The 13,279-nt window shown below is 61.1% G+C and carries 11 protein-coding genes; 6 read left to right on the top strand and 5 right to left on the bottom strand.

Going from position 1 to position 13,279, the window contains the following annotated elements; translation table 11 throughout:
* Nucleotides 1–3 precede the first annotated feature (3 nt).
* Nucleotides 4–933: a tetratricopeptide repeat protein gene (locus tag LH464_RS02905; protein WP_226784872.1), complete on the bottom strand. Its 930-nt coding sequence runs from the start codon at nt 931–933 to the stop codon at nt 4–6.
* Nucleotides 934–1,150: 217 nt separating this feature from the next.
* On the opposite strand from LH464_RS02905, the gene pyrC reads away from it, so the two are divergent.
* The 4 genes from pyrC to LH464_RS02885 all read left to right on the top strand — a co-directional run bounded on the left by pyrC (nt 1,151) and on the right by LH464_RS02885 (nt 5,252).
* Nucleotides 1,151–2,191, top strand: a complete 1,041-nt coding sequence (pyrC, locus tag LH464_RS02900) for a dihydroorotase (protein ID WP_226784871.1) — start codon at nt 1,151–1,153, stop codon at nt 2,189–2,191.
* Between the two features lie 118 nt (nt 2,192–2,309).
* Nucleotides 2,310–3,485: a GGDEF domain-containing protein gene (locus LH464_RS02895; protein ID WP_226784870.1), complete on the top strand. Its 1,176-nt coding sequence runs from the start codon at nt 2,310–2,312 to the stop codon at nt 3,483–3,485.
* Between the two features lie 85 nt (nt 3,486–3,570).
* Nucleotides 3,571–4,266: an orotate phosphoribosyltransferase gene (locus tag LH464_RS02890; protein WP_226784869.1), complete on the top strand. Its 696-nt coding sequence runs from the start codon at nt 3,571–3,573 to the stop codon at nt 4,264–4,266.
* 59 nt (nt 4,267–4,325) lie between these two features.
* Nucleotides 4,326–5,252: a carbohydrate kinase family protein gene (locus LH464_RS02885; RefSeq protein ID WP_226784868.1), complete on the top strand. Its 927-nt coding sequence runs from the start codon at nt 4,326–4,328 to the stop codon at nt 5,250–5,252.
* A 180-nt stretch (nt 5,253–5,432) separates the two neighbouring features.
* Here the strand turns inward: LH464_RS02885 and pgi are convergent, their stop codons facing one another.
* Entirely contained in the window at nt 5,433–7,058 is a 1,626-nt protein-coding gene (pgi, locus tag LH464_RS02880; RefSeq protein ID WP_226784867.1) for a glucose-6-phosphate isomerase, read from the bottom strand.
* An 85-nt stretch (nt 7,059–7,143) separates the two neighbouring features.
* Nucleotides 7,144–8,841, bottom strand: coding sequence for a long-chain fatty acid--CoA ligase (locus LH464_RS02875; protein WP_226784866.1), 1,698 nt, complete (start codon nt 8,839–8,841; stop codon nt 7,144–7,146).
* A 227-nt stretch (nt 8,842–9,068) separates the two neighbouring features.
* Between LH464_RS02875 and LH464_RS02870 the strand changes: the two genes are divergently transcribed.
* On the top strand, nt 9,069–9,461 hold the full coding sequence (locus LH464_RS02870) for a PRC-barrel domain-containing protein (protein ID WP_226784865.1): 393 nt from the start codon (nt 9,069–9,071) through the stop codon (nt 9,459–9,461).
* Between the two features lie 120 nt (nt 9,462–9,581).
* On the top strand, nt 9,582–10,697 hold the full coding sequence (locus LH464_RS02865; protein ID WP_226784864.1) for a hypothetical protein: 1,116 nt from the start codon (nt 9,582–9,584) through the stop codon (nt 10,695–10,697).
* Nucleotides 10,698–10,710: 13 nt separating this feature from the next.
* Here the strand turns inward: LH464_RS02865 and nadE are convergent, their stop codons facing one another.
* Complete coding sequence (gene nadE, locus LH464_RS02860; protein WP_226784863.1) at nt 10,711–11,712, bottom strand: NAD(+) synthase; 1,002 nt, start codon at nt 11,710–11,712, stop codon at nt 10,711–10,713.
* Nucleotides 11,709–13,271 carry a class I adenylate-forming enzyme family protein gene (locus tag LH464_RS02855; RefSeq protein ID WP_226784862.1) on the bottom strand — a complete coding sequence of 521 codons (1,563 nt, stop codon included), beginning with the start codon at nt 13,269–13,271 and terminating at the stop codon, nt 11,709–11,711. Before LH464_RS02855 ends, nadE begins: the two co-directional genes overlap by 4 nt.
* Nucleotides 13,272–13,279: the final 8 nt, after the last annotated feature.

Raw genomic sequence — 13,279 nt, 5'->3', positions numbered from 1 at the left:
GCCTTAAATGTCCTTTGCGAGGGTGGCAGGGGTTTCCATGTCGCCCTCCTTCAGCACGAGGGTATTCATCATGCCGTCTTCCAGCTGTGTCATCGCAGGTGGAGCGACAGCGCCCGAATCGTGAAGCTCAAGAAGCTTGTTTGCGGCAAATTCGTCGCCTTTCTGGGCAGCAAGTGCGTACAGTTCCGCGGCTTGTTGCGGGTCGGCTTGAATGCCTTCGCCGGTTTCCAGCATGATGCCCAGGTTCACCATGGCGTCGACATTTCCACGCGCAACAGCGAGGTCGTACCAGGCGATGGCCGTCTGGTCATCTTCGGTCACCATCTGGCCCTCGTCGTAGATGACGGCGATGTTGAAAGCGGCTGTATCATCACCGGCACTCGCAGCCGTTTGGAACCAATGCAGAGCCTTATTCACGTCCGGCTGCGTTCCCAAACCGTCGCGGTAGGCGACACCGAGATTGTAGGAACCCAGCGCATTTCCGCTGTTGGCGGCTTCGGTGTACATCTTGAATTCGGCTTCCTGATCGCCGAGGCGGCCGAGCAGCATGCCGAAATTGACTTTGGCGGCCGGATAGTCGGCCTGCACGGCGGCGTCATAAGCCGCCATGGCTCTATCCGCATCCTCGGCCTTGTTCAGAGCGCGGCCGAGTTGATAGGCGAACCGCGGGTTGCCGGTTGCCTCGAATGCCAAACGACAGGCATCAACGGCCGCAGCATCGATCTGCGCGGTATCGACGGCGCCGTAGGTCGCGTTGCGCTGGTTGTCGTTGGGGCTGCCGGCCAGACGGTCGCACTCGTTCTGAACGGTGAGCGAAGCCAATGTATTGTGGCGCTCTTCTGCTCCGGGAGCCACCGTCAGCGCCAGAAGGGCGACGGCTGTTCCTGTGGCAAGTGCAAAACCCCTGTTGACATGCGAGGCTGGGGATTTCATTGTTCGCTCCGATTCATTGAATCTTTATTTTGATGAACGAACGCCCGAACCCGTTTGCGGTTCCGTCCGGCTGCTTGCTACTTGCTCGCCGAGGGCTGAATCCTCTTCACCATTTCGCGATCGATCCGTTGGCCCGCGTCTGTGGCGGCATCTGTGATTGTCTCCTTCCGGCTATTGATGCTATGCGGGCCGCATCGATGACAGCGAAGGCTCCCCGATGAAGACGCTAACCATCCGCCGCCCCGACGACTGGCATCTGCACCTGCGCGATGGCGCGGTTCTGGAGGGCGTCATCGCCGACACGAGCCGGCACTTCGCCCGCGCCATCATCATGCCCAATCTTGTCCCACCGGTCGTCACTGCTCAGGATGCCGTGGCCTATCGGGACCGTATCCTCACGGCGCTGCCGCAGGGGGATCGCTTCCAGCCGCTGATGACGCTTTACCTGACGGAAGGCACGGACCCGGACGACGTCGCTGCCGCGAAGGAGAGCGGGCTGATCACCGCTGTGAAGCTCTACCCGGCAGGTGCGACGACCAATTCCCATGGCGGCGTGCGTGATATCGACAAGGCGATGCCGGTCCTGGAGCGCATGGCCGAGATCGGGCTGCCGCTCTGCGTACACGGCGAGGTGACGACGCCCGAAGTGGATATCTTCGACCGCGAGGCCGTCTTTATCGAAACGGTGCTGGATCCGCTCCGCAATCGCCTGCCTGAATTGAAGGTCACGATGGAGCATGTCACGACGAAGGATGGCGTGGACTACATTATGGGCTCATCAGGCAACCTCGCGGGCACGATCACCACGCACCACCTGATTATCAACCGTAACGCCATCCTGGTCGGCGGCATCCGTCCTCATTACTACTGCCTGCCGGTCGCCAAGCGCGAGAACCATCGGCTTGCACTTCGGGCCGCTGCAGCCTCCGGCGACAAGCGATTCTTCCTCGGTACGGACTCGGCGCCGCATGTGGATCCGCTCAAGGAGTGCGGCTGCGGCTGTGCCGGCATCTATACGTCGCCGAATACGATGAGCTGCCTCGCCCATGTCTTCGAGGAAGAGAATGCCCTCGACAAGCTCGAGGCATTTACATCCCTTAACGGGCCGGCCTGGTACGGCATGGCGCCCAACGAAGAGACGATGACGCTCGTCCGTCAGGAGCAGCCGGTTTCCTATCCGAGCAAGCGGGATACCGGTGCGGGTGCGATCACCGTCTTCGATCCGATGTTTCCGCTGCACTGGCAGGTGGTGGAGTAATCGCCAGCGCAATCTCGCTTTAGTTCAAATGCCACACAGACCGATAACGGTTTGGAGAGGACCGGGTATTACGTCAGAATAAGGATTTCGTCGGGTCTTCCCGAAGAGAAAGATAAGCATGATGCTTGACTACCATTCTTTTCTGCTGGCCTTGGGTGTGTCGGCAGCATGTCTGATGGTGACGCTTTTCGGCACGTGGATTTCACGCCGCGATTCCTTTCTCTTCACGCTCGTCATCGCACTTCTCCTGACGGTCTCCGGCATCTTCGCCTACAGCTCCTACACAATTCATTCGGGATCTTTGCTGGCGTCGCTGGCCTACACGTTCCTGATGGCAGGCTTCAGCATGATCTACGTTGGCGCGGTACAATTCCGCACCGGCATTCGGCGCTGGAGGCGAGCGCTGGGCCTGACGGTCATCTGGGCAGCCGTAGGATTGCCTCTCATCCTTGGCGGCCTTGATGGGCTGGGCTTCATTGTCATGAATGCCGCCACCGCGGCACTCCTGTTGGAGACCGCCCGACAGTACTGGTTGGCGCGCCGGGAAGCGATCGGGCCGCTGATCGGCATTGCGATCCTCTACGCCGCAACCGCGATTTCGTTTCTGTTGTGCGCGGCGGTCCTTGCGGCAAACGGGCAGTGGGTGCTCGGTCATGCGCCGGAAAACTGGGCGGAAGATCTCAATATCGGGGTCTGCATTGCCGGCATGACGGGGATCGGCTCGCTGTCTCTGGCGCTTCACCAGTGGCGAATGGCGGCGTTCCATCGCCGCGAGTCCTTCACCGACTCCTTGACGGGATTGCTCAATCGTCGCGCGCTGTTCGAACAGCATGGCAAGCGCCTCCTAAAGGCCTCGACCGCGGTCATCGTGTTCGACATCGATCGCTTCAAGTTGATCAACGACGAATTCGGTCATGCCACCGGAGATACCGTATTGAAGGTCTTTGCGGCGGAGCTTGCCAGTGGCGCGGGCAAATCCCATACGGTCGCCCGCCTCGGTGGCGAGGAATTTGCGATGATCCTCGATAATGTCCTGCCTGGCCGCGCCGAGTGCATTGCCAACGATATCGCCGGCCGCTTCGCAGCGCGCGAAGTTGTGGTGGGCGGGACGGTGCTGCGTACGACGGTCAGCGCCGGAATTGCCATGGGAACTGAAGAGGGCCAGCCTTTCGAGGCGGTGGTCGTCCTGGCCGACAAGGCGCTCTACGAGGCCAAGCGCGCAGGCCGAAACCGGGTGGAAGTTGCCAGGCACCTCCGGCAGGTCGATGCCGGGGACACGCGAAGCAGCGCCTGATCTGCCTGCCCCCGATGCATCTGGCGCCGCGCCGCGCATGCTGCTATGGCGCTCCTCAACTTGGGTGGCACAAAGGAGCGGCAGCATGATCCAGACAACATTTCCCGATCGCGGCGTAATGTCCGAACTGATGGCAAAGATGCTGTGGGAAATTGGGGCAGTCCATTTTAGCGCCGACAAGCCCTACAAGTTCGCATCCGGGTTGATGAGCCCGGTCTATATCGATTGCCGCAAGCTGATTTCCTATCCACGGATACGTTCCGCCATCATGGATTTTGCCGCAGCGACGGTAATGCGCGATGCCGGTTTCGAGAAGTTCGACTGCATCGCGGGCGGCGAGACCGCCGGCATCCCCTTCGCGGCATTTCTCGCCGAGCGCCTGGGCCTGCCGATGATCTATGTGCGCAAGGCGCCGAAGGGCCATGGCCGCAATGCGCAGATCGAAGGCCACATGCCGGAAGGCGCACGCGTTCTCGTCATCGAGGACCTGACCACCGCCGGCGGCAGCATGTTCAAGTTCATCGACGCAATCCGTGCTGCAGGCGGGGTCGTGGACCATGGAATTGCACTCTTCTATTACGGCATCTTTGATGAGGGCGCGCAGCGTTTCGAAAACGGCAAGGTCCAGTTTCATCATATTGCCACCTGGCGCAACGTCCTGGCGGTCGCCCGGGACCAGAAGCTCTTCGACGACAAGACGTTGGCGGAAGTCGAGGCCTTCCTTGATGCGCCGCTTGCATGGTCCGGTCGAAATGGCGGCGTAAGCGAGCTTTCGCTCTAGCCAAGCGGCAAAAGCTCACTTAATCCGGTGAACGACGTCGCGTCTTTGGGAGGATAGCCATGATTTTGTGTTGCGGTGAAGCGCTGATCGACATGCTGCCGCGCGAGACTACGCTCGGCGAAACGGGTTTTGCTCCCTATGCCGGCGGGGCCGTCTTCAACACGGCCATCGCGCTCGGTCGCCTCGGCGTCGAGACCGGTTTCTTTACCGGCCTTGCCGACGACATGATGGGTGACATCCTGCGCGACACTCTTCGCCAGAGCAAAGTCGATTTCAGCTACTGCGCGTTAGCATCGCGCCCGTCGACGATCGCCTTCGTCAAACTGGTCGATGGCCATGCCACCTACGCATTTTATGATGAAGGCACGGCCGGGCGCATGATCACCGAAGCCGACCTGCCGGCGCTGGGAGATAATTGCGAGGCGCTGCATTTCGGTGCCATTAGCCTCATTCCCGAGCCCTGCGGTTCGACCTATGAGGCGTTGATGAAGCGTGAGCATGCGACGCGCGTGATCTCGCTCGATCCGAACATCCGCCCCGGCTTCATCAAGGACAAGGCAGCGCATCTCTCCCGCATCAACCGCATGGCAGCGATGTCGGATATCGTGAAGTTCTCGGACGAGGATCTTGTCTGGTTCGGTCTCGAAGGGGATGAGGACACGCTGGCCCATCACTGGCTGCATCATGGCGCCAAGCTGGTCGTCGTCACTCGTGGCGCCGAAGGTGCTGTCGGTTATACCGCGAACCATAAGGTCACGGTGCCGAGCGAGCGGGTTACCGTGGTCGATACCGTCGGCGCCGGCGACACGTTCGATGCAGGTATCCTCGCCTCGCTGAAAATGCAGAACCTCCTGACAAAGGCGCAGGTGGCAAGCCTGACGGAGGGTCAGATTGCAAAGGCGCTGGCGCTTGGCGCGAAAGCCGCTGCTGTCACTGTCTCGAGGGCAGGGGCCAATCCGCCGTTCGCGCACGAGATCGGGCTTTAGTTCCCCAAAGGCAGAAAGCTGCTCCCCTGTCTCCGATCCTTCAGACCAGATTCTCGCAGCAGGGGAGAAGGTGGAGCTTGCTGACACGCCGCGGTTTTTCCTCTCCCCGGGGGGAGAGGGTCGCCAAGAAAAGCGGAGGGGTAAGGAGAGACCCGCCTCCTGATCGCCGCGCTTGAGTACCTACTTCTTCAAACCCGCCAGCGTCTTTACCAGCCCCTGCGTGGACGAGTCGTGGCTTGCCGCGCTCTCCTTGCCCTCGACGATCGGCAGCAGGCCGGTCGCCAGTTCCTTGCCAAGCTCGACGCCCCACTGGTCGAAGGAGTTGATGCGGAACATGACACCTTCCACGAAGACGCGGTGCTCGTAGAGTGCAATCAGGCGGCCTAGCGCGAACGGCGTCAACTGATCGTAGACGAAGGTGATGGAGGGGCGATTTCCGGTAAAGACGCGATGCGGAGCGATGAAGTTCGCCTGGGCATCGTCCACGCCCTTGGAGGTGAGCTGCGCCTTGGCTTCCTGCAGCGTGCGGCCCTTCATCAACGCTTCCGACTGGGCAAGGCAATTGGCGATGAGCAGTTCGTGCTGATGGCGCAGATGCGGCTCGAAGCCGTTCGCCGCGATCATGAACTCGGCCGGGATGATGCTCGTGCCCTGGTGGATGAGTTGGTAGAAGGCGTGCTGACCGTTCGTCCCGGGTTCGCCCCAGACGACAGGACCGGAATTGCCGTCGACCGGAGTACCGTCGACCGTCACGCCCTTGCCGTTCGATTCCATGTCGAGTTGCTGGAGGTAAGCGGGAAAGCGCAGGAGACGCTGGTCGTAGGGCAGGATGGCGCGCGACGGATAGCCGAGAACATTGCGATGATAGAAGCCGATGAGCCCCAGCAGCATCGGCAGGTTTTCCCGCACCCGTGCGTCCCGGAAATGCGTATCCATCGCATGTGCGCCGTCCAGGAACTTGCCGAAATTTTCAGGCCCGACGGCAATCATCAGCGGCAGGCCGATCGCCGACCAGATCGAGTACCGGCCGCCTACCCAGTCCCAGAAGCCGAAAATGCGGTCACTCTCGATGCCGAAGGTCGCGACCTTGTCCAGCGCGGTGGAGACGGCCGCGAAATGATGCTTCACGGCCGCTTCGCCGAGCTTGTCGGCGATGAAGGCGCGCGCCGAGGCGGCGTTCGTCATTGTTTCGATCGTGGTGAAGGTTTTCGAGGCAATGACGAAGAGCGTCGTCTCTGCATCGAGCAGCTTCAGCGTATCGGCGATATGGGCGCCATCGACATTCGAGACAAAGTGCGCGCGGGGTCCATCATGGAAAGGCGCGAGCGCCAGCGTTGCCATGACCGGTCCGAGGTCGGAGCCGCCGATGCCGATGTTGACTACGTCCGTGATCGCCTTGCCCGTAGCGCCCTTGAGCGCGCCGGAGCGGATGCCGTCGGCGAACCGGCCCATGGCGGAGAGCACGGCATTGACGTCGGGCATCACATCCTTGCCATCGACAAGAACAGGCGTGTTGGTGCGATTACGCAGCGCGGTGTGGAGGACAGCCCTGCCTTCGGTGAAGTTGATTTCCTCGCCCGAGAACATCGCATCGCGCTTGGCAGCGACCCCGGCTTCGTCCGCGAGCTGCTCGAGGAGAACCAGGATCTGCTCGTTGACCGCGGTCTTCGAGAAATCCATAAGCAGGTCGCCGGAGGCTACGCTGTACCTCGAAAACCGCTCTGCGTCGGCGGCAAACGCGGCGCGCAGATCGGTTGCTTTCGTGGCGGCGGCGGTGTTCTTCAGGTCTTTGACGATAGCCTGCATGGGAAGTCCTCGTGATCCGGGGGAGGGATGCACGGGAACCTATAAGCTTTCATTCTCAAATCAAGCCGCGTATCGAGCGATGTGATCAGCCGCGCAGTTCCCGGCGCAGGATCTTGCCGACATTCGACTTCGGAAGCTCGCTGCGGAACTCGATGAGCTTTGGCCGCTTGTAACCCGTCAGGTTTGCCGCGCAGTGCTCGCGCAACTGTTCTTCCGTCAGCGCCTGATCCTTCTTGACCACGAAAAGCTTCACCACTTCGCCGGAATGGGGGTCGGGAAGGCCGATCGCGGCACTTTCCAGCACGCCCGGGTGCATGGCTGCAACTTCCTCAACTTCGTTGGGATAGACGTTGAAGCCGGAGACGAGGATCATGTCCTTCTTGCGGTCGACGATCTTGGTGTAGCCGCGTGCGTCCATATAGCCCATGTCGCCGGAGCGGAAGAAACCGTCCGGGGTCATCACCTTTGCGGTTTCGTCCGGACGCTGCCAGTAGCCAGCCATCACCTGCGGCCCGCGGATGCAGATTTCGCCGATATCTCCCTGGGAAACGGCATTTCCGTCATCGTCGCGGATGGATATCTCGGTGGACGGCAAGGGCAGGCCGATCATGCCGGTGAAATCATGCGAATCGAACCGATTGGCCGTCGCGACGGGAGATGTTTCCGACAGACCGTATCCCTCTGTAATCGCCGTCTTCGTCATGGCCTGCCAGCGTTCCGCCACAGGACGCTGTACGGCCATGCCGCCACCGAGCGCCAGGATGAGAGACGAAAAGTCCACTTTCTGGAAATCGGGATTGTTCATCAGCGCATTGAAGAGCGTGTTGAGGCCGGGAAACACATGGACCTTGTGCTTCTGCAGTTCCTTCACGAAGGCCGGGATGTCACGCGGATTGGCGATCAGGATGTTATGTCCGCCCATGGCAATGCCCATCAGCGAGTTCACCGTCAGCGCGAAGATATGATAGAGCGGCAGGGCGCAGACGAAGTTCAGCACGTCCGGCCGGGGGCGGGTCTGGAACACGGCATCGAGCCAAAGCGCGATCTGCATCTTGTTGGCGATCAGGTTCGCATGCGTCAGCGTCGCGCCCTTGGAAATGCCGGTCGTTCCACCCGTATACTGCAGGAACGCCACGTCGCTGCTGTCGATGTCGACAGGCTTCAACGTATGCCAGATACCTTCCGCCAGTACATCATTGAACTTGCGTGCGGTGGGGATGGACCAGGCAGGAACCAGTTTCTTAACCTTGCGCACCACAAAGTTGACGATATGGCCCTTGAATCCGAGCATGTCGCCCATCGCCGTCACGACGATATGCTTGAGCCCGGTCTGCGCTGCGACCTGCTGCACCGTGTGCGCAAAGTTCTCCAACACGAAAATGGTCTTGGCACCGGAATCCTTGAGCTGGTGTTCAAGTTCGCGGGGCGTGTAGAGCGGGTTGACGTTGACCACTATAAGCCCGGCGCGCAGGATGCCGTAGGTCACCACCGGGTTCTGCAGCACGTTCGGCATCATCACCGCAACGCGGTCACCCTTTTGCAGTCCAATGCTTTGCAGCCAGGCGCCGATCTTGCGGGTTTCCATATCGAGCACCCGGTAGGACATCTCGTGGCCCATGCTGGAGAAGGCAATTCTCTCCGCGTATTCCCGGCAGCAGCTTTCGAACAGTTCGGCCAGCGACCGATAGGCAAGAGAAGGGATATTGGCCGGCACAGAGGGGGGATACGAGGCAAGCCAGATCTTTGCGGAATCGTCGTTTGTCTGCATAGACACGTCGCTCATGAGGGCCTCCTCTTCCCTGTTTTTATCCTTGGCGGGGCTCGATGCAAAGTCCTCCACTTCACCTCAAGAACTATAGCATGCCATACGCCCCCGCCTTGGACGATGTCCTGGGTACCTAGCTATATAACCTTGACGTAAACGTCAACGGGGCCGACCGGCAGGCGGGAACGAAGGTCGTTCGCTGGCGTTGTGCTTGGGTAACAACCACCGCATACAGGAGGCAACTGATGGTGCATCACGAACCGCGAGCAGGACAGGACCCCTACGTCAAGGACACTCCTTCGCTGATTGCCAGCGACAAGGTGGAAGGGACCCGCGTCTATGGCGCCGACGGCCGTCACATCGGCTCGATCCAGCGGATTCTTCTGGAAAAACGTGGCGGGCGCGTATCCTATGCCGTTCTGAGCTTCGGCGGCTTCATGGGTATAGGCGATGACTATTATCCGCTGCCATGGGAAAAGCTCAATTACGACGACGAACTGGATGGCTATCGAATCGACCTGACGAAGGATCAGATCGCAGGCGCTCCGCGCTACAATGATCTTGATGACGACACCTGGTATCAGGACAAGGGTCGAACGATCTACGACCATTATGGCGTTGCTCCATACTGGTTGTAATCACGGCCACTGACGCCTGGAAAGAGGCTCTGCTTGCGCGGGGCCTCTTTTCGTTTGCTTAACGCCTCCGTGCGAATCATGCCGCGCGGCGGCCGTTGAAGTGGAGCCAGCGGGGGTGCGATGTCCGAACAGTCAGATAAGGCAGGGGTGCGTGATCTCGAGCGCGAGGACCTTCCGGCTGTCGGACGGCTGTTCCAGAAGACGTTCCGCAAGTCAGAGACTTTGCCGCCATCCCTGGTGAGCTACCTCCACGAGGTGTTCTTCGATCATCCATGGTACGACGAGGAACTCCGGTCGAAGGTATTCATCGATGGCCAGAGTGAACTCAAGGGTTTCATTGGCGTGTTTCCCTCCCGTCTGGAGCTGGAGGGGCGGTCGTTGCGCGCAGCATTTGCCGGAACGATGATGGTCGATCGGCCGGCGGAAAATCCGCTCGTTGGCGCCCGCCTGCTGCGCTCCTTTCTGGCTGGCCCCCAGGATCTCTCCCTGACGGAAACCGCCAATGCCCTGGCGCTCGGCATGTGGCAAAAGCTCGCGCTTCCGCTGGACCTCGCCTACAGCCTTAACTGGATCAGGGTTTTCCGCCCGGTGTCGGCTGCCGTCCAGGTGATGGAAAAGGCAAGTTCGGTCGCACGGCTCCTGCGGCCGATCGGCAGAATGGCCGATGGGTTCGGTGAACGGACCGGCCTTTTTTCGCTACGTGCTCCGATTGCGCTCAATGCACGTCGCGCGACCTTCAAGGATGCAACCCGGCAGGAGTTCGCCGACGCCGTCTTTGCCCTGAAGGACCTCGCACTCTTGCGCCCGCAATGGGACCGCCCATCGCTCGAATGGTTCATGGAGCAGGCGGAGCAGAAGCGGGCCTTCGGAAAGCCGTCCTGGCGGATTGCCGTGGCGCGCAACGGTGAAATCGCCGGTTGCTACGTTTACTACGGCAAGCCCGGCGGCATCGCCTGGCTTCTCCAGGCCCTCTGCTCGCCGGCCGTGGCTGGTGAACTTGTCGATGATCTGTTCGCCCATGCGGACACGGAGGGTTGCGCCGGAGTTCGCGGCGGCGGGCATCCGTGGCTGACGCCGGAGCTGATCAGCCGAAAGGCGGTTTTCTACGGACGGGCATTCTTCGTCGCCCATGCCAAGGACAAGAGCCTTCTGCAGCCGGTCAATTCCGGCCAGGCGCTGATCAGCGGTCTGGCCGGAGAGAACTGGACGCGCCTTATCGGCGACCACTTCGACTGATTGGCTACCCGTATCAGTCGAGCATTGATGCGGGCGCTGCGTGCAGGTACTCCGCAACCTTGCGCTTGGAGGCAATATTGCGCCAGACGGAGTCCACCTCATCCGACGTAAGCCCTGCTGCTTTGCCGACAGCTTCGCGCGGGATATCGTGGTCCAGCCCATACAGGCAGATGTCCATCCGGTCGTAGGGGAGCGAGAAATAGTACTCATCCTGTCCCTGCGGCAACGACCACGTATCGGTCGTCGGCGGACGACGCCGGATTTCCTCCGGCACTCCGAGGGCTTCCGCCAGCTGATACACCTGTGTCTTGTAGAGATGGGCGATCGGCTTGAAATCGGCTGCCCCGTCGCCGTTCTTCACGAAGAAGCCCTGGTCGTATTCCAGGCGGTTCGGTGTGCCGGCGACGGCAAAGTTCAGTCGGTCGGCGTGATAGTATTCGATCTGCTTGCGCGTGCGCTGCTTCATATTGGCGGCCGCGATCATGCCGAGATAGACATCGAGCGGCATGCGGTGCCGGCTTTGCTCGCCGGAGGGATTGGCGACAACCAGCCACGAGATGTTGTAGCCGCGGCTCGAAAGCGCGTTCTCAAGCACGACCTTGCAGCCCCAGCCCTCACCGAAATCCGGAACGATCTGGCGAATGAAGCCGTCGCGGCGGACATAACAACCGGCTGCGGCGAGAGCCGGGCCGATGTCTTCGAGCACGGTTTCGACACCGGTAGCCTCAGCAAGCGCTTTGCCGAGACGCAGGCTGTCGGGGTCGGAGTCGTGTTCCGGCATGAACACGCCGGTTACCTTGCCCGGTCCCAGTGCCCGGGCGCATAGCGCCGCGGTAACGCTGGAATCGATGCCTCCCGACAGTCCGACCACGACCCCGCGCTTGCGCAGGCCCTTCAGCACCGTGTCGCGGATCCATCCGCTGATGCGCTCGATTTCAGCGTCGGCATCGAGCGCCAAGGTGGCGGAGGAGAACGACAGGCCGCCCTCTGCACTGATCTTCATGCTCTGGTTCATACGGCATTCCCCCATTCTGGCCCCCATTGTGGCTCTTGGTCGATAGCGGCAGTCATTCTGATCTTGCCGGTTGTTGTCTTTGGCAGGGCGTCGCGAAACTCGACGCTTTTCGGCACCATGTAGTCTTCCAGATGGCTGGCGCAGTGGCGGATGATGTCCCTTTCGCTGAGGACGACATCGCTTTCGAGCACCACATAGGCGCGAACCACCTGACCGAAGACCGGATCATCGATGCCGGCAACGGCAGCTTCCTTGATGCCGGGCAGGGCGTACAATACCCGCTCGACCTCCTGCGGGCTCACCTTCTCGCCGCGGGTCTTGATGATGTCGTCCTTGCGGCTGATGAAATAGAGAAAACCGTCGGCGTCCATCCGGAAGAGGTCGCCCGTTCGCAGCCTGCGCCCGTTGGCCGTTGGCTCCAGTGTCTGGACCGTGCCGAGCTCGTCCTGCCAGTAGCCGGCCATGACGTGAGGTCCCTCGACGGTCAATTCGCCGATGACGTCAGGGCCGACAGGCGCGCCGTCGTCATCCACAATAAGAGCATGCGTCCCGGGAATTGCCTTGCCGACGGAGGTTGGGCGTTTGACGAGTTCTTCAGCCGGCAGGTAGCTGATACGCAGGCATTCGGTCTGTCCGTACATGACGACGATCCGGGCGCGCGGCATGAGATCCTGCATCCTCCGGGCGATGGTCGGCGGTAGTGCCGCGGCCGCGCTCGTCACGTAGCGGAGGTCCGGCAGGGAGCCGGGCGCCAGATCCTGCATGTTGCCCAGCAGGGCAGCCATTGCCGGGACGAGCGGAAAGCCGGTCGCTCTCTCATCCCGAAGCCGGTCAACGATCTTGCGTGGGAATGCAAAGCTCTTCTCGAGGACGAGTGTCCCGCCCACCGAGGTCATGGTCACCGCCTGGGTAATCCCGTAACCGAAGGAAAGCGGCAGGACACTGAGCACGATATCGTCGGGAGTGTTCTCCAGATAGGTGATGATCGACTGGCAGGCGGCATCCACATTGGCGTGCGTAAGCTTTACGCCCTTGGGTCGACCCGTGGAGCCGGACGTATGGATGAGAAGCGCCAGCGCCTCGCAGTCATCGAGTGACGGCAGTTCGCTCGCAGCGCCCTGTTCAACAAGATCCTCGAACCGCAAGGCGGTATGTGCGGTGCCTGGTGGCATATGGGTCACGATCCTGACCGGAAGCAGGCCAGCCAGTGAAATCGCAATATCGACGTTGGCGAGAAGTCGCGCCGACACGATCACGGCCGCCGCGTCGGTGCTCGCGATGATCGCCGCGAGTTTTTGGGGCTTCATCGAAGGATGGAGCGGGCAGGCGACGGCGCGAGCTTTCCAGATGGCGAAGAAGCTTGTCACCGCCTCGGCATCGTTGTCGAGCAGGAGTACGACGCGTGCGCCTTGCGTGACGCCCAGGCAACTCAATGCTGATGCCAGGCGATCCGATTGCGTATCGAGTTCCGCATAGGTCAGCCGACAGCTACCTGCGATGATCGCAGTCTTCCCGCCGAAGCGGTCAGCGCTGTTGCGGAGCCGGGTCTCGATGCGCATGGTCACGT

It is taken from the genome of Pseudorhizobium xiangyangii (assembly GCF_020531965.1).
Taxonomy (GTDB): domain Bacteria; phylum Pseudomonadota; class Alphaproteobacteria; order Rhizobiales; family Rhizobiaceae; genus Neorhizobium; species Neorhizobium xiangyangii.
The sequence above is the reverse complement of the archived record's forward strand: the minus strand, read 5'-3'. Positions and strand labels throughout refer to the sequence as shown.

Bases quoted from the DNA above. Each gene is read 5' to 3' on its own strand.
- LH464_RS02905 (WP_226784872.1), bottom strand. From the start codon at position 933: ATGAAATCCCCAGCCTCGCATGTCAACAGGGGTTTTGCACTTGCCACA.
- pyrC (WP_226784871.1), top strand. From the start codon at position 1,151: ATGAAGACGCTAACCATCCGCCGCCCCGACGACTGGCATCTGCACCTG.
- LH464_RS02895 (WP_226784870.1), top strand. From the start codon at position 2,310: ATGATGCTTGACTACCATTCTTTTCTGCTGGCCTTGGGTGTGTCGGCA.
- LH464_RS02890 (WP_226784869.1), top strand. From the start codon at position 3,571: ATGATCCAGACAACATTTCCCGATCGCGGCGTAATGTCCGAACTGATG.
- LH464_RS02885 (WP_226784868.1), top strand. From the start codon at position 4,326: ATGATTTTGTGTTGCGGTGAAGCGCTGATCGACATGCTGCCGCGCGAG.
- pgi (WP_226784867.1), bottom strand. From the start codon at position 7,058: ATGCAGGCTATCGTCAAAGACCTGAAGAACACCGCCGCCGCCACGAAA.
- LH464_RS02875 (WP_226784866.1), bottom strand. From the start codon at position 8,841: ATGAGCGACGTGTCTATGCAGACAAACGACGATTCCGCAAAGATCTGG.
- LH464_RS02870 (WP_226784865.1), top strand. From the start codon at position 9,069: ATGGTGCATCACGAACCGCGAGCAGGACAGGACCCCTACGTCAAGGAC.
- LH464_RS02865 (WP_226784864.1), top strand. From the start codon at position 9,582: ATGTCCGAACAGTCAGATAAGGCAGGGGTGCGTGATCTCGAGCGCGAG.
- nadE (WP_226784863.1), bottom strand. From the start codon at position 11,712: ATGAACCAGAGCATGAAGATCAGTGCAGAGGGCGGCCTGTCGTTCTCC.
- LH464_RS02855 (WP_226784862.1), bottom strand. From the start codon at position 13,271: ATGCGCATCGAGACCCGGCTCCGCAACAGCGCTGACCGCTTCGGCGGG.